The sequence below is a fragment of the Shinella sp. M27 genome (genome assembly GCF_049199905.1).
Lineage (GTDB): Bacteria > Pseudomonadota > Alphaproteobacteria > Rhizobiales > Rhizobiaceae > Shinella.
Genome location: NZ_JBLZPK010000003.1, coordinates 105,822 through 126,549, shown reverse-complemented (window position 1 = coordinate 126,549; position 20,728 = coordinate 105,822). Strand labels below are relative to the sequence as shown.

The 20,728-nt window shown below is 60.8% G+C and carries 12 protein-coding genes and 3 pseudogenes; 10 read left to right on the top strand and 5 right to left on the bottom strand.

What is annotated here, in order from left to right:
- Window positions 1-24: 24 nt before the first annotated feature.
- The gene (gene urtA / locus ACOZK4_RS01010; RefSeq protein ID WP_421589941.1) at window positions 25-1,317 is read right to left on the bottom strand and encodes an urea ABC transporter substrate-binding protein; all 1,293 of its coding nucleotides are present in this window, start codon (window positions 1,315-1,317) and stop codon (window positions 25-27) included.
- A gap of 226 nt (window positions 1,318-1,543) precedes the next feature.
- On the opposite strand from urtA, the gene ACOZK4_RS01005 reads away from it, so the two are divergent.
- From ACOZK4_RS01005 to ACOZK4_RS00995, 3 genes and pseudogenes are all read left to right on the top strand, one after another.
- Window positions 1,544-4,924, top strand: coding sequence for an ATP-binding protein (locus ACOZK4_RS01005; protein ID WP_421589940.1), 3,381 nt, complete (start codon window positions 1,544-1,546; stop codon window positions 4,922-4,924).
- Window positions 4,917-5,448 (top strand): annotated as a pseudogene (locus ACOZK4_RS01000) (response regulator); the annotation flags it as partial. The gene ACOZK4_RS01005 and the pseudogene ACOZK4_RS01000, both read left to right, overlap by 8 nt.
- 71 nt (window positions 5,449-5,519) lie before the next feature.
- Window positions 5,520-5,831, top strand: a pseudogene (locus ACOZK4_RS00995) (response regulator transcription factor); the annotation flags it as partial.
- A 29-nt stretch (window positions 5,832-5,860) separates the two neighbouring features.
- On the opposite strand, the pseudogene ACOZK4_RS00990 reads toward ACOZK4_RS00995, so the two are convergent.
- Both ACOZK4_RS00990 and ACOZK4_RS00985 read right to left on the bottom strand, forming a co-directional pair.
- Window positions 5,861-6,214, bottom strand: a pseudogene (locus ACOZK4_RS00990) (ATP-binding protein); the annotation flags it as partial.
- Between the two features lie 429 nt (window positions 6,215-6,643).
- Complete coding sequence (locus ACOZK4_RS00985) at window positions 6,644-7,483, bottom strand: ABC transporter ATP-binding protein (RefSeq protein ID WP_421589939.1); 840 nt, start codon at window positions 7,481-7,483, stop codon at window positions 6,644-6,646.
- A 203-nt stretch (window positions 7,484-7,686) separates the two neighbouring features.
- On the opposite strand from ACOZK4_RS00985, the gene ACOZK4_RS00980 reads away from it, so the two are divergent.
- From ACOZK4_RS00980 to ACOZK4_RS00955, 6 genes are all read left to right on the top strand, one after another.
- Complete coding sequence (locus ACOZK4_RS00980) at window positions 7,687-8,175, top strand: RNA polymerase sigma factor (RefSeq protein WP_421589938.1); 489 nt, start codon at window positions 7,687-7,689, stop codon at window positions 8,173-8,175.
- Between the two features lie 100 nt (window positions 8,176-8,275).
- Window positions 8,276-9,265 carry a FecR family protein gene (locus tag ACOZK4_RS00975; RefSeq protein WP_421589937.1) on the top strand — a complete coding sequence of 330 codons (990 nt, stop codon included), beginning with the start codon at window positions 8,276-8,278 and terminating at the stop codon, window positions 9,263-9,265.
- 167 nt (window positions 9,266-9,432) lie between these two features.
- The gene (locus tag ACOZK4_RS00970) at window positions 9,433-11,865 is read left to right on the top strand and encodes a TonB-dependent siderophore receptor (protein ID WP_421589936.1); all 2,433 of its coding nucleotides are present in this window, start codon (window positions 9,433-9,435) and stop codon (window positions 11,863-11,865) included.
- Between the two features lie 64 nt (window positions 11,866-11,929).
- Window positions 11,930-12,784 (top strand): ABC transporter substrate-binding protein, encoded by an 855-nt coding sequence (locus ACOZK4_RS00965; protein ID WP_421589935.1) that lies wholly within the window; start codon window positions 11,930-11,932, stop codon window positions 12,782-12,784.
- Window positions 12,781-14,763, top strand: coding sequence for a Fe(3+)-hydroxamate ABC transporter permease FhuB (fhuB, locus tag ACOZK4_RS00960; protein WP_421589934.1), 1,983 nt, complete (start codon window positions 12,781-12,783; stop codon window positions 14,761-14,763). Before ACOZK4_RS00965 ends, fhuB begins: the two co-directional genes overlap by 4 nt.
- Window positions 14,760-15,503 (top strand): siderophore-interacting protein, encoded by a 744-nt coding sequence (locus ACOZK4_RS00955; protein WP_421589933.1) that lies wholly within the window; start codon window positions 14,760-14,762, stop codon window positions 15,501-15,503. Before fhuB ends, ACOZK4_RS00955 begins: the two co-directional genes overlap by 4 nt.
- A 90-nt stretch (window positions 15,504-15,593) precedes the next feature.
- On the opposite strand, the gene ACOZK4_RS00950 is transcribed toward ACOZK4_RS00955, so the two are convergent.
- Together ACOZK4_RS00950 and ACOZK4_RS00945 are read right to left on the bottom strand one after the other, a co-directional pair.
- On the bottom strand, window positions 15,594-17,222 hold the full coding sequence (locus ACOZK4_RS00950) for a N,N-dimethylformamidase beta subunit family domain-containing protein (protein ID WP_421589932.1): 1,629 nt from the start codon (window positions 17,220-17,222) through the stop codon (window positions 15,594-15,596).
- Between the two features lie 4 nt (window positions 17,223-17,226).
- Window positions 17,227-19,710: a CoA transferase gene (locus ACOZK4_RS00945; RefSeq protein ID WP_421589931.1), complete on the bottom strand. Its 2,484-nt coding sequence runs from the start codon at window positions 19,708-19,710 to the stop codon at window positions 17,227-17,229.
- A gap of 72 nt (window positions 19,711-19,782) precedes the next feature.
- On the opposite strand from ACOZK4_RS00945, the gene ACOZK4_RS00940 reads away from it, so the two are divergent.
- Window positions 19,783-20,712 (top strand): GlxA family transcriptional regulator, encoded by a 930-nt coding sequence (locus tag ACOZK4_RS00940; protein WP_313524666.1) that lies wholly within the window; start codon window positions 19,783-19,785, stop codon window positions 20,710-20,712.
- Window positions 20,713-20,728: the final 16 nt, after the last annotated feature.

Sequence of the window (20,728 nt, the reverse complement as noted above, 5' to 3'; positions counted from 1 at the left end):
CACGGCAGGCGTGACCAAGCGCTATCAGGAGCCCTTGCCGCCGCACTTGCCGGTGGCGACGTTGAAGTTGCCGCATTCGAGCGGCTTGCGCCAATCGGCGATCAGATCCTTGGAGTCGGGCAGGTAATCCGACCATTCGTCGCCGACCACGAGGCCGGGCGTTTGCCAGACGGTCTCGAACTGGCCGTCGGCCTGGATTTCTCCGATCAGCACCGGCTTGGTGATGTGGTGGTTCGGCATCATGGTGGAATAGCCGCCCGAAAGGTTCGGCACGGAAACGCCGATCATCGCGTCGAGCACAGCGTCCGTATCCGTGGTGCCGGCCTTTTCGACGGCCTTCAGCCACATGTTGAAGCCGATATAGTGGGCTTCCATCGGGTCGTTGGTGACGCGCTTGTCGTTCTTGGTAAAGGCCTTCCAAGTCTTGATGAACTCGGCATTGGCCGGGTTGTCGACGGACTGGAAATAGTTCCAGGCCGCGAGGTGGCCGACCAGCGGCGTGGTATCGAGACCGGCCAGTTCTTCCTCGCCCACCGAGAAGGCGACGACCGGGATATCCTCGGCCTTGACGCCCTGGTTGCCGAGCTCCTTGTAGAAGGGCACGTTGGCGTCGCCATTGATGGTCGAGACGACGGCCGTCTTCTTGCCGGCCGAACCGAACTTCTTGATGTCGGAGACGATCGTCTGCCAGTCGGAATGGCCGAACGGCGTGTAGTTGATCATGATGTCCTCGGGCTTTACGCCCTTGGAGATCAGGTAGGCCTCGAGGATCTTGTTGGTCGTGCGCGGATAGACATAGTCCGTGCCGGCGAGAACCCAGCGCTCGACGCCTTCGTTCTCGGCAAGGTAATCGACGGCCGGGATCGCCTGCTGGTTGGGGGCCGCCCCCGTATAGAAGACGTTGCGCTGGCTTTCCTCGCCCTCATACTGCACGGGATAGAAGAGGATCGAGTTCAGCTCTTCGAAGACCGGCAGGACCGATTTGCGCGACACCGAGGTCCAGCAGCCGAAGACGGCCGAGACCTTGTCGACCGAGACAAGCTCACGTGCCTTTTCAGCGAAGAGCGGCCAGTCGGAAGCCGGGTCGACGACGACGGCTTCGAGCTTCTTGCCGAGCAGACCGCCCTTCTTGTTCTGCTCGTCGATGAGCATCAGCATGGCGTCCTTGAGCGTCGTCTCGGAGATGGCCATGGTGCCGGAAAGCGAATGCAGGATGCCAACCTTGATCGTATCGTCGGCCGCGAACGCGCCGTGGAAGGCCGTCGTCGAGAGAATGGCTGCGAGCAATGCGCCGGTGGCGCGCGCCTTGATGGACATGGTCTGAACCCCTCTGTTCTTTTGACCGCAACGGGGCGGATTTGTTTTTAGCCGTTGCTGGAGGGGACTATCGGCCTGTCATGCTGCGCCGCACATACGTCATTCTACGTAGATACCGGGGGTAAGCGGGAAGCTTTTGCGGCATCGCACCAATTTCGGCCCCGGCCCATCTGTGTTACGAAACGGAAAGACAGCCGGCAAACGGCGTTGGGAACAGCAGGACACGATGGCCGCACGCCAGCGCATCATTCCGATCCGGCGCGAATACAATCGCTGGGTCGCCAACCAGACGCTGGAAGACTATGCGCTGCGCTTCACCGCGAAGAGCGCACGGCGCTTCTCGTCCGATCGCATCTCGCAAACCGCCATCGGCGCGATTTCCTTCCTGGCGCTCGAAGCCATCGGCGGCGCGATCACCATGTCCTACGGCACGACGAACGCCATCGTGGCGATCATCGTCGCCAGCCTGATGATCCTTCTCGTCGGCCTGCCGATCAGCCGCTACGCCATCCGCCACGGCGTCGATATCGACCTCCTCACCCGCGGTGCGAGCTTCGGCTATATCGGCTCGACGCTCACCTCGCTGATCTATGCCAGCTTCACCTTCATCCTTTTTGCCATCGAGGCGTCGATCATGTCCGGCGCGCTGGAACTGGCGCTCGGCGTGCCCCAGTGGATCGGCTACATCATCTCGGCCGTCATGGTGATCCCGCTGGTGACGCACGGCGTGCAGCTCATCTCGCGCTTCCAGCTCGTCACCCAGCCCTTCTGGATCGTGCTCAACATCCTGCCCTTCGTCTTCATCGCCTTCGCCGACTGGGAAAAGGTCGGCGCATGGCTGGCCTATTCCGGTCTGCACCACCCTTCCGGCCCGCCCGGCACCTATGCCCCGTTCAATCTCGTGGAATTCGGCGCGGCATCGGCCGTCATCTTCGCGCTGATGGCGCAGATCGGCGAGCAGGTCGATTTCCTGCGCTTCCTGCCGCCGGACGGGCAGCGCAAGCTGCACCACCGCATCGCCATCTTCCTCGCCGGCTCCGGCTGGGTCATCGTCGGCGCGCCGAAGCTGATCGCCGGCTCCTTCCTCGTCGTGCTGGCGCTGTCGTCGGGCGTGCCCTCGACGCGCGCGGCCGACCCGGCGCAGATGTATTACACCGCCTTCGGCTACATGCTGCCCTGGGATATGGCGGCCCTGCTGCTGATGGTCGCCTTCGTCGTGGTCTCCCAGCTCAAGATCAATGTGATGAATGCCTATGCGGGCTCGCTCGCCTGGTCGAACTTCTTCTCGCGCCTCACCCACAGCCATCCCGGCCGCGTGATCTGGCTCGTTTTCAACGTGGCGATCGCGCTGCTTTTGATGGAACTCGGTATCTACCGGCTGCTGGAGGAAACGCTCGGCGTCTTCTCCATCGTCGCCATGGCCTGGCTCTGCACGATCTCCGCCGATCTCTTCATCAACAAGCCGCTCGGCCTCTCGCCTGAAGGCATCGAATTCAAGCGCGCTCATCTCTACGACATCAATCCGGTCGGCCTTGGGGCCATGACGCTCTCTGCGGTGATCGCCCTCACGGCGCATTTCGGTGCCCTCGGTGAAATCCCGGCCTCGCTCGCCCCCTACATCGCCGCCGTCGTCGCCTTCCTCGCCTCCCCAGCCATCGCCTGGGCGACCGGCGGCAAATATTACCTCGCCCGCAAGCCCCGGAAGAGCTGGGCACTTCAGCATTCCATCACCTGCTCGATCTGCGAGCACCCGTTCGAACCAGAGGATATGGCCTGGTGCCCCGCCTACGCCGCGCCGATCTGCTCGCTATGCTGTTCGCTCGACAGCCGTTGCCACGATCTGTGCAAGCCAAAGGCGCGCTTCAACGCACAGGTAGCGGGTGTTGCGAAAAGCATCCTGCCCGAACCCGCTACATCCGCACTTTCCACGCGTCTCGGCCGCTACGGTATCGCCACCGTGCTGTCGATCACCGGCATGGGCATCATCCTTGCGATGATCGCCCATCAGGTCGGCACCCATTCACCAGAGACGGCCTCCGTGGTGGAGCGTACCATCGCGGTGGTGTTCTTCGTCTTCGCCGTGGTGGCCGGCGTCGTCTGTTGGTTCTACGTACTGGCGCATGACAGCCGTATCGTGGCGGAAGAGGAATCCTCCCGCCAGACCACGCTGCTCCTGAAAGAAATCGCCGCCCACAAGAAGACCGACGCCGCCCTCCAGCAGGCGAAGGAAACGGCCGAGGCTGCCAACCGCGCGAAAAGCCGCTACGTCGTCGGCCTCAGCCACGAGCTGCGCACGCCGCTCAATGCCGTGCTCGGCTATGCCCAGGTGCTGGAGCGTGACGAGAGCATCCCGCCGCAGCGGCAGGGCGCCATCCGCGTCATCAAGCGCAGCGCCGATCACCTCTCCGGCCTGATCGACGGCCTGCTCGACATTTCCAAGATCGAGGCCGGCAAGCTGCAGGTCTATTCCAACGAAATCCATATCCACGACTTCCTCGACCAGATCGTGGACATGTTCCGCCCGCAGGCCCAGGCCAAGGGTCTGGCCTTCGTGTATACCCGTCCGGACAATCTGCCCGCCTATGTGCGCACCGATGAAAAGCGTCTGCGCCAGATCCTCGTCAATCTCATCTCGAACGCATTAAAATTCACCGATCAGGGTGAAATCCGGCTCGACGTCGCCTATCGCAGCCAAGTCGCCGCCTTCACCGTCACCGACAGCGGACGCGGCATTCTCGAAAAGGACCTGCCGCGCATCTTCGAACCCTTCCAGCGCGGCGATGCCGAACATGGCCGGATGACCGGTCTCGGCCTCGGCCTCACCATTACGCGACTGTTGACCCAGACGCTCGGCGGCGAAATCTCCGTCAAAAGCGAGCGCGGCAAGGGCACGGAGTTCCGCGTGCGCCTCATGTTGTCCGCCGTCGATCGCCCTATGGTTCCAAAAGGCGCCGTGCGGCGCATCAAGGGCTATACCGGCCGCCGGCGCATCGTTCTTGCGGTCGACGACAATGCAGACCACCGCAATCTCATGGAAGAGGTGCTGCGCCCGCTCGATTTCACGGTGCTGACGGCAAAGGACGCTGCCGACTGCTTGCAACTGGTCGAAGGCCAAAAGCCGGACCTGTTCCTCGTGGATATTTCCATGCCCGACATGAACGGCTGGGAGTTGGTCGCGCGCCTGCGGGCGCTCGGGCAGGCCGGGCCGATCATCATGCTCTCGGCCAATATCGGCGACGGCACCGTGACTTCGTCCCAGACCGGTCACAGCGACGCGCTGTCGAAACCCTTCGACCTGCGCCAACTGACCGACAAACTTGCCCTGCATATGGGCCTCGACTGGATTTATCACGACGCGGCGAAGCGCGACGCGCCTGAGAATCTCAGCATCGTCGTACCCGCAGAAAACCATGTCCAGGAACTGATCCGTCTCGGTGAGATCGGTTATGTGCGCGGCATCGAGGCAAAGCTTTCCGAGATCGCCCGCACGTCGGAACACCAACCCTTCACCGAGGCGGTGCGCGCCTATGTCCGGGCCTTCGACCTTGTCGGTTACGATGCCTTTTTGAAAACCTTGAACCGACAGGAAGGTGCGGCCCGTGACTGAGACAGCCAAACCCCGCGACATCGTGCTGATCGTCGATGATTCACCCGATGCCCTGGGCTTCCTGACCGAAGCTCTCGAACAGACCGGGTTCTCCGTGCTGATCGCCACATCCGGAGCGTCCGCGCTCAACATCGTGGATCGCATCACGCCGGACATCATTCTGCTCGATGCCGTCATGCCCGGGCTGGATGGGTTCGAGACCTGCCTGAAACTCAAGGCAAATCCATCGGTCAGCCCCGTACCGGTCATTTTCATGACAGGGCTGACGGAGACAGAACATGTCGTGCGGGCGCTGGACGTCGGCGGCGTCGACTATCTCACGAAGCCGATCAACATCGACGAACTGCGCGCCCGTATTCGCGTGCATCTCGCCAATGCCCGCTCCGCCCAGAGCGCACGCGTTGCTCTGGACGCAGCAGGACGCCATCTCCTTGCCGTTAGCGGGACGGGAAACATTCGCTGGTCGACGCCGCAGGCGAGCCGGCTCGTGAATGCTGCGATGGGAAATGACGACGGACTTGAGGCGATCACTGCCCATCTGCGCACATGGATGAGCGCGCGCAACACGACGCGAGAAGCCCCTTTCACGATCTGCAACGAAGGTCAGGCGAGCCTGCAACTGTCCTTCCTTGGTACGATCGGCGTGGACGAACATCTCTTCCGCCTCTCTGCCGAACAACGCAAATCCGGCGACGAGACGCTGCGCCAGCGGTTCTCGCTCACCCATCGGGAGTCCGAGGTACTGCTCTGGATTGCCAATGGAAAGTCGAACCGCGATATTGGCGAAATCCTCGGCCTCAGCGCTCGAACTGTCACGAAGCATCTCGAACAGATCTATGTGAAGCTGGGCGTCGAGAACCGCGCCTCTGCAGCCGTAAAAGCGTCCCATGCGTTGCACCACGCCTAGCCGGGCTTCTCCAGCGGCGCCAATAGCGCCGAGCGGGTTTCCGTTTCCAATCGGTTGACCAGATCGACTACGGTGAAGAAGCGGCCGCGCGTGCTGTTCCGGATGAGTGCGGGGCAATCGCGATGGCCAGGTGGCTCTTGCCAATTCCCGGTGCCGGTAGTCAATTCCCTCACTAGGGATTCGTTAACGGGCGTGTCGGCGAAGTCGAAGTCGTCGATGTCCTTGGCGAGTGGAAGCTTGGCGATGCTGAGTTGATAGCAAATGGAGCGGGCCTGCTTCTCGGCGATCTCCGATTGCAGGAGTTCACCGACGATGCGCGGCGGTTCGTGCTTCCGCTTGATTCTATTGCCCGTGACCTCGTCGCAGGCGCTGCGCATTTGCATGCTCAGCAATGTGGGTGCGGAGAATACGGATGATTATCTCCGCACATGAGCTTTATCGTGCGATATGACCTACCTCTGGCAATCAACCCAATGGTCGAAATTCGATTGGCACATTGACACTCTCGACGTCGAACCGCATGGCATCGGGACCGTAGCAGATGCGCGAAATCTTTGCGCAATCGACGCCAATGACCCGAATGCCGCAGCCTCCGCATGCCGCGCCCGTGTCGGCGCAGCCGCAGCAATTGCGAAAACAATTTTAAGCTAGGATGGGGACCTAGCCGCGGTGAAAAGTTCCGTGTCTGCGTTGTCGTTCGACTTAGACATCGGCCACTCGAAAGCACCGTGCAGAGCGTAGTTCAGATCTTTCCGGAATGCATTCTCTGGTCGTCTGCCTCTTCGTCGGACGATGTGCTGCGAACGATAAAGTCAAAGAGGATAGGCGATTGGGTGTCGTGCGTTTGCTTCAGTTATCACATTCATTTCAATGCCGAAAATCGTATACAGGGTATCCGAGACCAGCACCTCCCTCGGCAGCCCTGTCGCCACGACGCGCCCGCTTTTAAGAGCATGAATTCGATCACAGAAGCGGGCGGCCATATTGATGTCGTGGAGAACGATGATCACACTCTTTCCGCTGTCGTGAGCCAGCTGGCGTATGACTGACAAAACTTCCATCTGATGTGCGATATCAAGCGCTGCCGTCGGCTCGTCGAGAAGAAGGCAGCTTGCATCCTGGGCAACAAGCATTGCGATCCAGGCCCGCTGTCGCTCACCACCAGAAAGCGTTCCCACCAAACGTTCAGCGTACGCACCTATACCGGTCGCACGGATTGCGGCGTCCACCTTCTCGCGGTCCACACCGGAAAAGCGGCCTAACGCGCCATGCCAGGGATAGCGCCCGCATGCAACGAGTTCCCGGACTGTCATATCCGATCCGGTTCCCAGATCCTGCGGAAGATAGGCCACTGACCGCGCGAACGACCTGTCGTCATAGGCCGCGAGAGGATGCCCGGCATACGTGGATGTTCCCGCTGTCGGCCCAAGTTGGCGAGCAAGTATTTTCAGGAGGCTGGATTTTCCCGACCCGTTATGGCCGACGAGCGCCACGACCTCACCTTCTGGAAATTCGAGTGTAACGTCTGACAGAATCTCCCGCCCATCGATCGTCAGGCCAATATTGTTTACTGCAAAGGCGTGACCCAAATCTCTCTCACCTGGGCTGCCAATCGATTTCTTGATGTGATTTCGTGCATTCAGCACCGACATCTCCCCGACATCTCCCCGACATTTCTCGACATTTCTCGACATTTCTCGACACCGTTTACCGTTGGTGATCCCGCGAGATCAAGTATCGAGCGCTGATCGTGCATCACGATAAATCGGCGTAGGTCACGACATTAGATTGCTAAAGCGCGGCCAAGTCTATAAGCGGAGTGCATTAGTCCAGTTATCACAGCGGTAGATCACCCGTGACGACCAAGCAACACGAATTCGAGGCGCTCTATGCGTCGGAACGCTTTCGGCTCGAGAAGTTGGCCAGCCGCAGGATCGACCGCTCGAATGCAGCCGATGTCGTGCAGGACGTTTTCACCGTCCTTTGGGCTCGCGCGAAAGAACATGCCTCACTTACGCCAGCATATCTTTCCCGCGCCACGCAGTTTACAGCGATCAGCCATTTCCGGGCTGAGCAGAGGCGCCAAAAGCTCACCAAAGGCCTGACCGAAGAGCAATATACCCAACCCGTTATCCCGCCAGACCAGATCGTTGGCGCGCGCCAGGAACTCCGCTCCCTTCAGGCTGCCATTTGCAATCTGCCGAAACGCACGCGGCAGATTTTTATGCTGAACCGCTTTCACGCCTGCACCTATGACGAGATCGCCGTTGCGCTGGACATCTCCTACAGCACCGTCGAGCGCGAGATCGCCAAAGCCCTTCTTGCCTGCCGCCAATTGCGGTAGTCAGGGATGCGACGCGAGGGTAATCGCACTCGGCGAACGATATGCTTAGAGGAAGGCCCGTTCAGCCGGGTCGGATTTCGAGTCAAGGCGATTTCATTCGATGGACGACAGGCAGATCTCTCCAGATGAGGCGCGGATCGAGCGGGAGGCAATTGCTTGGTTTACCCGCATGAACGGCAAACCTTCCCATCAGGACAATCGCCACTTTCACGATTGGCTTGCCGCCTCGCCGCTTCACAAAAAAGCATTCGAGGACATCGGAGGGTTATGGTCCGATCTTGGTGCCTCCGATCCGGAAGGAGATCCGGGGGACGGCGATCTCGCTCTTCCGCTGGAAAAAATCCGCTGGTTGCGTGAAAAACGGGCCAGAGGCAAGGCCGGGGCCGTTGTCACCGGCTGTCTCATGCTCTTGCTGGCAGGATCATGGGCCTGGCTGGAGCATCCTCACCTTTTGCAGGATGTGCAGGCCGATTTCGTCTCGCCGCGCGGTGACCGCCGCGAACTGGCTCTCAGCGATGGGTCGCATGTGCTGCTCGATGCCGATAGCGCGCTCGACGTGTCAATTTCTGCTCGTGAACGGCGTGTGAAGCTGCTGCGAGGGAACGCCTTCTTCCGCATCTCTCATACCGGCGCGCCCTTCTTCGTCGAAGCAGCCGGGGGGGAAGCGAAGGTTCTGGGAACCGAATTCGATGTCTCGCTGAAGGAGCACGGACAGGTCACGGTTACGCTTGCGGAGGGCAGCCTTATGGTCGGCATGATAGGAGCCGAACAGGATGTTATCCTCAAGCCGGGAGAAAGCGTCGATTACGGGTCTGCAGGCCTCAGCCCCGTCAAACAGGCCATCATCGAAGACGAGATGGCTTGGCATAACGGCCGCTACATTTTCAGTAATGCCCGGCTCGCCGACGTTCTTGCCCAGATAGAACGTTACCGGCCCGGACGGATCGTGCTTGTGGGTTCGAGCCTCGGCGAATTCAGGGTCAGCGGCAATATTGCGCTCCACGATACCGACAAGGCGCTTGCCGCCTTGCAGTCAACCGTCGGCTTCCGCCTAAACAGTTTCGGTCGCATGACCGTGGTCGGCCCCTGACAGACACCTTCGAACCGCCAAAGAAAATTTTTGAGAGAATGTGAGGGTGCGCGCGCGCGCCGGGCGACATTCCTTATGAGAAGCCGATGCCGGACACCGGCAGGCTGTGCTGGTTTTGTTTGGAATGAGGGCGACGTATGAGGGGCAATGCATTGAGAAACAGGACCATGGTTCTGCTGGCAGCAACGATGATGGCAGGCTTTGCCGTGGTTGGCACCGGTGTAACACCGGCCGCCGCACAGGCTCTGGCGGGGCGCCAGCATAGTTTCGACATTCCCGCCAAGCCGATCCGCCAGGCGATGAACGACATCGTTCGCACCACCGGCATCAATGTCGTCTTCCCAGAAACGCCGGTCGCCTCCACAACCGGCAACAGCGTGCGTGGCACGATGAGCACGTCGCAGGCGATATCCACCCTGCTCTCCGGTTCGGGGCTTCAATTCAGCTTCACCAACGCCAACACCGTGACCATCATCAGTGACATTCCGGCAGACAGTGCCGGTGTAACAGGCGATGCAACCGCGCTGGCGCCGATCATACTGGCGGGCGACGCCGGTGGCGTTAATGGCTATGTTGCAGAAAGCAGCAAGACCGGCACCAAGACTGACACGCCGATCCTTGAAGTACCCCAAACGATCAACGTCGTGACGCGCAAGGAGATGGACGATCGCGGCGTTACCGATTTCAACTCCGCCGTCGCCTATACGCCCGGCGTGCGCATGATCGATTATCCTGGCGGCCAGGGAATGCCGGACATTTATTTGCGCGGCTTCAGGGCGATCGGCCAGTTCGCCAACTATCGCGATGGCCTGCGCAACGGCTTCAATAGCTATGACAGCGATATCGAGATGTATGCTTTCGACCGTCTCGACGTATTGAAGGGGCCGTCCTCGGTCCTTTACGGCCAGGCGACACCGGGAGGCCTCGTCAATGCGACGACCAAGCGCCCGACCGAGACGCCCTTGCGGGAAGTCGAGTTCCAGTATGGCAGTTTCAACAGAAAGCAGACAGCTCTCGATTTCGGTGGTCCCGCCAATGACGATGGCACCTTCCTCTATCGCCTGACTGGTCTTTACCGCGATAGCGGTACGCAAATCGACCACTCGCCCGACGACAGCTTCTACATCGCGCCGGCATTCACCTGGAAGCCGGACGATGCGACGAGCTTTACCCTGCTATCCAATTACCAGAAGACGACAAAGGGCGGCGGCGAGCAGAGCCTGCCGATGGACAACACGATCTTCAACAACGGCGTGCGGATTCCGTCCAGCACTTATCTCGGCGTGCCCGGGCTCACCGAATGGAAGGTGGAAGGAGAGTCAGTTGGCAACGAGTTCAAGCATGAATTCGACAATGGCTGGACCTATCGCCAGAATGCCCGGTTCAGCCATTCTAAGGTGGATTATACGGCCGGTTTCATCTGGGACTGGCCAACGGCGCTGGTTAATGGCCATTTCGCCAATATCGGCACGCAGAAGCGCCCGAAGAGCATCAACAGCTTCCTCTTCGACAACAATGTCAGCGGCGAGATCGAGACAGGTCCTGTGACCCACACGATCACGCTCGGCGCAGATTACGGTTATTATTCCGGCAAGGAAAGCCGCGCCAACTCTTCCAACTTCATCACGATCGATGTTCTCGACCCGGTCTATGGCGGCCCTGCCCTGACTTATGATCCGCTCTGGTCGGATGAAAGGACCGTCACTTCGCAGTTCGGCATCTATGCGCAGGATCAGCTCAAGTGGGACAACTTGATTCTCTCGCTCGGCGGACGGTATGATTGGGTCAACGGTAAGATCTACGACAATCTCTCCGACAGCGTGACAAAGACAGACGATGCCGCCTTCAGCGGCCGGATCGGCCTTGGATACATGTTTGACAACGGCATCGTGCCCTATGTCAGTTACGCGACCTCCTTCCAGCCCGACTCAACGATCGATTTCTCGGGCAGCCCCTTCGAGCCGACAACGGGGCAGCAATACGAAGCCGGTGTAAAATATCAGCCAATTGGCTGGAATGCTCTGTTGACCGCCTCGGTTTTCCAGATCACACAGCAGAATGTCATGACGGCCGACCCTCTGCATGTCGGTTATGCCGTGCAGCAAGGCGAGATACGCTCGCGCGGCTTCGAACTCGAAGCCAAGGCAAACCTGACCGGCGAGCTCAGTCTTACAGCCGGCTATTCCTACACGGATGCGCGTGTCACGGAGGACAACCCGAACACGAGCGGCGTCAGCGCGATCGGATCCCGCTCAGCGTCTGTTCCCTATCATACTGCATCGTTCTGGCTTGATTACGCTCTTCAGGACGACACGTTCGACGGCCTGAGACTTGGCGCGGGATTACGCTACGTCGGCAGTTCGATGGCAGTGATGGACACGACGACAGGATCGCAGGTCAAGGTTCCCGGCCATACACTTCTGGACGCTTCGATCGCCTATGACTTCGGCGCGAAAAACGCCGATCTGAATGGGTTGACGCTAGCGATCAGCGGCACAAACCTTACAGACGAAAAGTATTTCACGCCCAGCTTCTACTCGAACACCGTTGTTTACGGCAATCGGCGCGCCATCAACGCCACCCTCGCCTACAAATGGTAGACGCGTGATCCGGCGACGGACGTCACGCCAAATCATCTCCCGCCGGGCATTTCTCGGCGGGTTGATGTCTTTTGCTTTTCCATCGACAGCGGGTGCCCGTAAGCCTCCACCGCAGCAAATTGCCGCCTTGGACTGGACCAGTGCGCAAAACCTGCTGGCGCTCGGTGCAAACGTCATCACGCTGCCCGAGCGCACACGTTACGGCGAGCGCGTGGTGGAGCCGGAAGCACTGCCCCACACCCACGATCTCGGTCTTCGCTCAGAGCCAAATCTTGAGCTGCTTGACAGCCTGTTCCCGGACCTGATCGTTCTGCATCCGGAACTCGACATGCTTCGGCCGGAACTGAATGCGATCGCGCCGGCAATTCTCTTCGATCCCGATGCGAATGACGACCCACAACGCATCGACAGGCTTACCAATGCCCGCATAAAACTTGAAAGGCTAGCCGGCAAGATTGCAAGGCCTAGTGCATTTTCCTCCTACATGAATGCCTACGAAGCAGGGATATCAGAGGCTGCGGCGAGATTGCGAGATTATGATGGGAGGGCGGTCTATATCGTCACCCTACTAGACACACGCCGTGCCCTCGTCTTCGGAAAGAACAGCCTTTTTCAAAGCCTGTTCGACCAGTTTTCTATCGAAAATGCATGGGATGGCCCGACCTCTTTTTATGGACATGCGACGATCACGATCGATGCCCTTGCGCAGCAGCCCCATGCAAGATTGTTGTCAGTCGGGCGCGAAAGCAGATTGCTTTTGCAAACGGCGCTGCGATCTCCAGTCATAGCCAGCCTTCCCTATGTTCGGGAAAACCGGGCCGTTGCGATCGACGACGTGCTATTTTACGGGGGCCTGCCTTCGGCGCGACGTTTTGCGCGACTGGCATCCTTCGCGTTGACGGAAACCACTGCGCCATGAGGCCGGGCGACATACTACGCCATCCTTCGACCGTTCTCGGCATAATGGCGATATCAGCTGCAGCCGTCTGCCTGAAAAACATCTATGCCGTGCTGCCTCAAGGGGCAGGCATCAGCACGATCCTGTTTCCGAACCCGTCGAGCACGGCGGAACTGCTGCTCCAATATACCGTTATGCCGCGCATCGTGATGGCCCTAATGGCCGGCGGGGCACTCGGCCTCTCCGGCTCGCTTATGCAGCGGATCCTGAAAAACCCGCTGGCAGAACCCGCTACGATCGGCGTTTCGGCGGGTGCGTACCTGACACTTGCAATTGCCGGCGTTTTCGCACCTTCCATCCTGCTCGTTGCCCAGACATGGATCGCGATTGCCGGCGCAGCGCTTGCGCTTCTTGCCGTTCTCGGCCTCTCCTGGAGAGGCGGCCTCTCAGCGGAGACCGTGACCCTGTCCGGCCTGATCGTCAGCCTTTACTGTGGGGCAGCCAGCGCCGTGCTGACGCTGTTCAACCATGACCTGCTTCTCGGACTGTTCATCTGGGGCGCGGGATATCTCGATCAGCAGGACTGGACCGGCGTGCTTTTTCTGGCACCCCGTCTTGCGTGTCTGGCAATCGCCGTAGCGCTCATTCTGCGCCCACTGACGATCCTCTCGCTTGACGACCGGAGCGCCCGCAGCCTGGGTCTCTCCACCACGACCTTCCGCATTATCGCGCTGGTTCTGGTGACCGCGCTCACCGGGCTTGTAACGGCACAGGTCGGTATCATCAGCTTCATCGGCCTCGCCGCACCGGCGATTGCGGGTGGCCTCGGTATGCGACGTACCGGTGGAGCGATTGTGTGGTCGAGCCTGATCGGCGCACTACTTCTGCTGCTGACGGATCAGGTCGTGCTCTCCTTTCCCGTCACCTATCGGCTCTTCCCGGTTGGGACAATTACAGGCCTGCTGGCCGCACCACTGCTGATTGTGATGATCCGCCGGCTGAGACCGGCGAATGTGCCGGAGCAACGGGCTCGCCAAGAGGGTGCTCGAAAGAGGCATCCTATCCTGTTGCTGGCTGCGCTGATCCTTGTCAGCCTCCCACTTTTCTGGCTTGCAGTTGCCCTCGGCCGTGGATTGGGTGGCTGGGAACTCTCCAGTGGTGACACCCTCCTCAAACTTTCGACTTGGCGATTGCCACGGGCAGTGTGCGCCTTTGCCGGAGGTGCGATGCTGGCGCTGGCCGGCGCCATTCTGCAGCGCATGACATCAAATCCGCTGGCCTCGCCGGAAATTCTGGGCGTTTCCTCCGGCGCATTAGTCGGCACAATCCTGTTCATCATGGCAGTCGCACAGCCGACACGATGGGGACAGATCAGCGCCGGGGCAGCGGGTGCTTTCATTGTGCTCGTAGTCATGCTGATCCTGTCGCGCCGACCCGCGTATGGCGGAAACCGGCTGCTCCTGCTTGGCGTCTCGTTGAGTTCGATTTCCAGCTTTATCATCGCGCTGCTGATGACGAGCCAGGATCCTCGCTTGGGGCAGGTCCTGAGCTGGCTTTCGGGGTCGACCTACGCTGTCACCCCCTCTGATGCCGTCGCCGCCGCCGTCGTGCTGTTTTTCGGCTGCCTCACCATTCCGCTAATTGCCCGCTGGCTTGAACTTCTGTCACTAGGTGAACCCGCGGCATCGTCCCTCGGCATACCCCTGATTGAAAGCCGCTCGATCCTGTTTTCGATCGCAGCGGTTATGACGGCTGTGGCAACAACGCTGGTCGGCCCGCTCAGTTTTTCGGGCTTGATGGGACCACATCTCGCTCGCCTCGCCGGCTTTCGGCGCCCCTCGATCCATCTTTTTTCCTCGGCTCTGACGGGTGGGCTTGTTCTCCTTATTGCCGACTGGGCCGGCAGAAACATGATCTTTCCGTATCAAATCCCGGCAGGTCTGCTGGCAACACTCATCGGCGGGCCTTTCCTCCTCTTCTTGATCGGACGAAGGGCATGAGGAGAAATGGCAGTTTCCGGGCGATGCACGTGCTCTCCTCGACACGAATCGCACCGAGAATGCAGCGCCTCCGTCTCACGGGCAACGACCTGCATCATTTCGATACCGACGCCAACCTCCATGCCCGCGCGCACATTCCGGCGCGATGGGATGCGGATAGCCTAGAAACGTTTCGGGCCTTCATCGCGGCCGAAAGTTGCGAGGGAAGCGAGCTCGTCGCAACCCGCTATTATACGATCCGTCGGATAGACGCGGACGCAGGTTGGCTGGACATCGACTTTGCGCTTCATGACACCGAGGGACCAGGCTGCCGTTTCGCCTGCACGGCAAAGGCGGGCGATATCTGCGGTCTCTCTGGCCCGTGCGGATTGGGCATAAAAAGGGCAAACCGATATCTGTTGGTCGGGGATGAAACGGCACTTCCCGCAATCGCCCGGATCACGGAGAATCTGGGAGACACTCCCGCAGTGCACACTTTTATTTTCGCAGAGCCGGAATACTTTCGATCCAGCGTGACAAACCCTGTGAGCCCAAAAAATGCTTGGATACCGGGTGAAGAACGACAGTCGTTCCTTTCGCGCCTCGACGAACTCCGAAGTGCGCACTATTCACCTGACGATCCGCACTTTATCTGGATTGCCGGGGAACGGACGCTCGTTCGCGCCCTTAACCCGCTCCTCTCCTTAACACGCAAGAACCGCCTATTGTGCGTCCCATATTGGGGGAAAAATGATGGATGATCTGAACCTGGTTCAAATGCACGATATGGGCTGACTACAGAATATCTGCAGGGCAGTGCAACTCGGCGATCATAAGCCCCGAATGACCCCTTAACGCCCGCCGAACCGGTCGAGCACGTTTCGCGTAACGGTGTGAACTTGCATGTCACCACGCGCGAGACCCACCACCCACTCACAGGTCGCCGCGGTAAATATCTCGCCGCGCTCCTTCGCCCAGTGCACAATCATGCCGTTTCCGCGGGCGCTGGCATCCACAGTTTCGGGAGTTACCGCGCCATAGAGGGATTGCGCTTTAAAGGCGGCATCCGACGCCCCGATATACTGCGTCTCGCCCCAAATCCGATTGTCGGTTTCGATGTTGGTCGCAAGGCCCATCGCGAGGATGGTGATATCGAGGGAGCCGCCATCAGTCCCCGTGGGAAACGGCAACCCGTCGTCCATGCGGTAGTCCAGCCCGTCCACCTCATAGCCGAAAACACGCGAGGCGGCGCCCAACTGGTCCCCGTAGCCCAGTCCGGCTCCGGCAAAGGCCCAATGTCCGGATCGATACACAGTAAAGCCACCCGACCCGAGGCCGACACATCGCCCGAGTCCCGTGTAGATCCCACGCAACGCATTAACCCCAAAGGTCAGCGCGCCGGGCCGATCGACGGGTGCGACCTCCCAGGCCCCGGTGACCAGATGAGCCTGCTCGGTTCCCGAAAGCGGGTCATCTTCAGCCAGATATTTATAGCAAATCTGCCGGCGCCCCTCGTCTTCCAGCCGGGTCTGCCACAGGAAATTGCCCGCAAACCGGGCGACCTTGCCTCCACCAGCGACGAAGGCGTCGACGGCATCGCGCATCGCTGCGCTCCAGTATTCGTCATGCCCCACGAAGATCACGCAGCTGTGGCCGTCTAAAAGGCCCGGGTCAGCGTCGAGGTCATGCAGAGTGGCGAAGTCGAGATCATAACCGGCGCTCTCGGCCCAGCGAGCAAAGAGGCGTTCATAGCTCGCCCAGCCGGCCGAGGCATATTTCTTGGAATAGCCGTAGGCATAGGCCCATTCCATGTAGGGATAGCGCACCATGTCGTCGGGGCGTTGCGGCCCTTCTGGCAGCGCTCGCGGGGCGCCGGCGGGCAGCTTGCAGAATCCACGCGTCCAAGGGCGCTGCGTCGATAGAACCGGGGAAAAGGCGTTGCCCTCCGGCCCGGTGATGCCTTCGTAATGGTTGGACCCGCCCCAGCAGTTGTAGGCCAGCCATGTGCCGGTCGCGCAAACCAGAAGATAGGGGGCGCGGGGAAGGTCCGGGGCGCGGCGGACCAGAATCAGGTGGTGTTCCTCGACCCAGTCGCCATCGCGTTCGGCAATGAAGGTGATCAGGTATCCCCCCGGCCGCCAATCCGTCGGCACGATGAAGCGCGCACTCTCCGGCCAGCCGCAGCCCGTAACGGAGCAATCGGCCGGCGTATCGTGGTGATGGCCCGGCAGGTTCTCGACGGCAAGGACCGGCTCATACCGGGAACCGTCACGCCCGACTTCGTAGGACCAGCGCTCTGCCGTCGTCGAGACGTGCAAGACGACTTCCTCGCCGGGCGCATAGGTCATGCGAGGGGTGTAGCCCCAGATTTCCAGCACTGCGGCGTCCCGCGACGGGCCGATATAGTAGTGATCAAGGATGTGACGCGCGCGGGCGCGCGTCCGTGGGGTTATGGCGGGGCCTTTGCCTTCGGTGGTCATCACATCACTCCGGAAGATATCGCGCGGACCAGCTTTCGCCGGCGACGCCCGCCTCGATCATTGCCGCGATCTCGGCTTCGCTATAGCCGAGACGCGACAGGATCGCCCGCGTTTGTGCGCCAGGCTTCGGGGCTGCTGCGGGAACCGTGATCGTCGCGTGCTCGGGCCGCACGGCATTGGGTGCGACCAGATCGACCCAGCGACCCATCGGGTGGGCGTCATGGCGGATCGCGCGATAGGTCGCTTGCCGGATGTCGGCCGGCCCCTCGCTTTCATGATGCAGACCGGCCTCGCGATTGCCCGAGAGGGAGCCAAGCGGAACCACGCTGGCCGACCCTTCGCGGAATCGTCCTTGCCAATGGGAGACCGGGTGAAAGGCAAAGCGTTCCGCCAATCTCTCGATCAGCTCGTTTTCGCCAAGTCCGGCCAAATCTTCCAGCTCCGGCACCCGGGCGAGTGCCGCGCCCCTTTCGGTGGGCGCCGCGAAGAACATCCAGTCTTCGGCGGCGCGATAGCAGTGATAAAACGCCCCCCATCCACGCGCCTGCCGCCCGGCGGGTTCGTCAAACGGCGCACGGCCGTCAAAATCATACATGAACTGCGCCTGGATCATCGCGCCGCAGCCGGCCAGCGCGGCGCGGGCGACACCGCCCTTGCCGGTAACCCGTCGCCGCTCCAGCGCCGCGCCGAGCGCAACACAGGCCATATAGCCTGTCAGCACATCGATGGTTCCAAAATGGGCGTGTTCCTCGGGAGTATCCAGCCCGCCGCCGAACCTCACCATCACTCCCGTCGCCGCTTGGGCAAGATCGTCATAGCCCAGATGATCGGACTTCGGCCCTCGCCGCGGTCCGCCCCATGCGTCTAGTTGCACCAAGATCGCCTGGGGATTGAGCGCCGCCAACCTCCCGGGCGAGAGGTTCAGGTCATCGCGCTGCTGGTCTGTGCCGTTCATCGTCACCACATGTGCATCGACGATCAGCCGTTCCAGAGCCGCACGTCCCTGATCGCTGCCCAGATTGAGAAGCACGCTCTCCTTGCCACGGTGGGCATGCAAGCCGAACACGATCGCATTCCACGGATCGACCGAGGGATTGACTGGCTGTACCGAAGTGACCTTGGCTCCAAAGCGCGCCAGCGTCGACCCGATTGTCGGCCCCGCGATCACATTCGTTAGATCAACGACCTTCAGGCCCTCAAGCCACCCGCCCTTTTTCTTGCCTTGCGGGTGAGGACGCGGCGGCTCGGCCATCAGACGAGGCAGATCGCCGCGGAACTCGTCAGGTGTTGGCCCGGGCCGTTTCTCCAGGGCGCCATCGTCGCCCAGCAGCCATGCCAGGTTCCCCAATTGCCGCATCGGGCCATGGCGCGGATCGTCGACCTCCAACACCAGACCGGAGGCGCGCGCATGCGGATCATCCAGCCATTCCCGCGTGCTGCGTTGCGCCGAGGCCGGCGCCTTTCCTGCACCGAAAAGCTCCTCCCATTCCCACGAGGGCCGTGTGAGAAAGGCGGCCTGCATGGCCTCAGCCACACGCTTGCGGTCGCGCGACCCAACGGGGTAGTTGCGCATCGCCCAGTCGTCGGGCCAGTCCTTCCGGTCGAGATAGGCGTCGAAATCCGGTAGCGTCTCGGCAAGGTCGTCCAGACCCAGCACATGCAGGACCCGCCGCGGATGCGTGACGATGGAGCAGGACACTACATAGAAGCCGCGCCCGTCGGCACAGCGATAGGTTCGGTAAAAGGGGTCTAGGAACTCACCAAGATCGGCATAGCTGAGGTTCAGCGGTAGATTTTCCGCGCGACGGCGATCCAGTTCCACCTCGCGCGGGGATTTGTAGCGCTCCGGGTAGTCCTCGATCTGCTCGCAATTATAGACCAGTCCCTCGAACAGGGCCGAGGCCAGCGGCACCTCGATATGCTCGCCACCCATCCTGTCTTTTGCCCCGAGTGCTAACAGAACTGACATGGCACCAAACGCTGCGCCATAAGCGGAGGCGAGGCCGAGCGGCGTGAAGGAGGGGTTGATCCCCATCAACTGCCGGTTCAGCCCCATATCGGTGAACTGCCCCGTGCGGGCGGCGATCACCGCCTCCCAGGCGGCCAGTGGCGCAAGCTCGGTGTCGGTTGAGGCAAAGCCGGGCAGTGAAAGCGAGATGATGCCAGGATTTGCCGCGCGCAGATCGGCTGGCCCCAGACCCAGCCGCGCCATAACGCCCGGCCGAAAATTGTCGATGACGACATCGGCGCGAGCGACCATCGCCAAAGCGGTTTGACTACCGTTTTCCGTCTTGAGGTCGAGGGTCAACGCTCGCTTGCTGCGCGACAGCATTTCGAAAGCAGGATCGTGCCAACGCGGCCCGCCCGGCGGATCGATGCGGATGACCTCGGCGCCCAGATCGGCAAGCATCATGCCGACCATCGGTCCGGCAAGGTAGTGGCCAAAGTCCAGAACGCGGATGTGGTCGAGCGGACGGCGGTTCGTCATGAGGGTCTCCAGAACGGGTTTGGGCCAAACTAACCTTGATCATTGCATCCCGAGCATCATAATCTGCCAAATATGAAGCACGATCTGCCAAACGCACAGAAGTCGCTGCGCATCAACGTTCTGTTGTTCGAGGCCTTCTCGAATATGCTGCTCGCCTGTCTCATCGAACCCATGCGCGTGGTCCGCGACGAACATGGCGCGGAGATCACCTGGACGGTGCTGACACCTCATGACGAGGCCGTGCGTTCGTCCAGCGGGTTGGCCATGGCGCCGGAGCAGCCGCTTGCGGAGACGGGTTCTTGCGATCTCCTGATACTGATCGGCGGCGACCGGTTTCGCAGCGACGCAAACGATCCCGCCGTGCGCCGTGCCTTGCGGCTGACCAGAAAGGCGGGTGCCGTCATCGCCGCCGATACCGGAGCGTGGCTTCTGGCGCGTGCCGGCTACCTGCATGGCCGTCGTGTGACGTTGCATTGGCAACTGCTGGCGGAGTTTTCCGAAACCTTCCCCGACGTGCAAGTTGTCTCCGCGCCTTTTGTGGTCGACGGACGATGGATGACGTGCGGCAGCGCGGCCGCGGCGATGGAATTGGCCTTACAGGAAATCACGCGCAGGTTCGGAGCGACCGCGCGTTTCGATGCCGCAGCGATGTTCCTGAACGGCCCGCGGATGACGAGGCCCGCCGAACCCGCCTTCGGGGCGTTTCCATCCCATCCCAACGCGCGCCTGCGCCAGGCACTGGACCAGATGACGGCCCATATCGAGCGGCCTCTTGCCTTACCGGAGATTGCCACTACCGCGGGCTTAACCTTGCGCACCATGGCCCGACTTTTCGAGGAAGAGCTGGGACTGTCACCGGGCCGCTGCTACCTCCACATGCGGTTGGCGCGGGCGCGGGAACATTTGCTTCAACCTGGGCTTACCAAAGCCGAAGTCGCGGCGATGTGCGGGTTTTCATCTGCTGCCTCTTTGTCGCGAGCGTTGAGGCGAGCGCTTGGCTAAATTTCGGTTGCCGCAA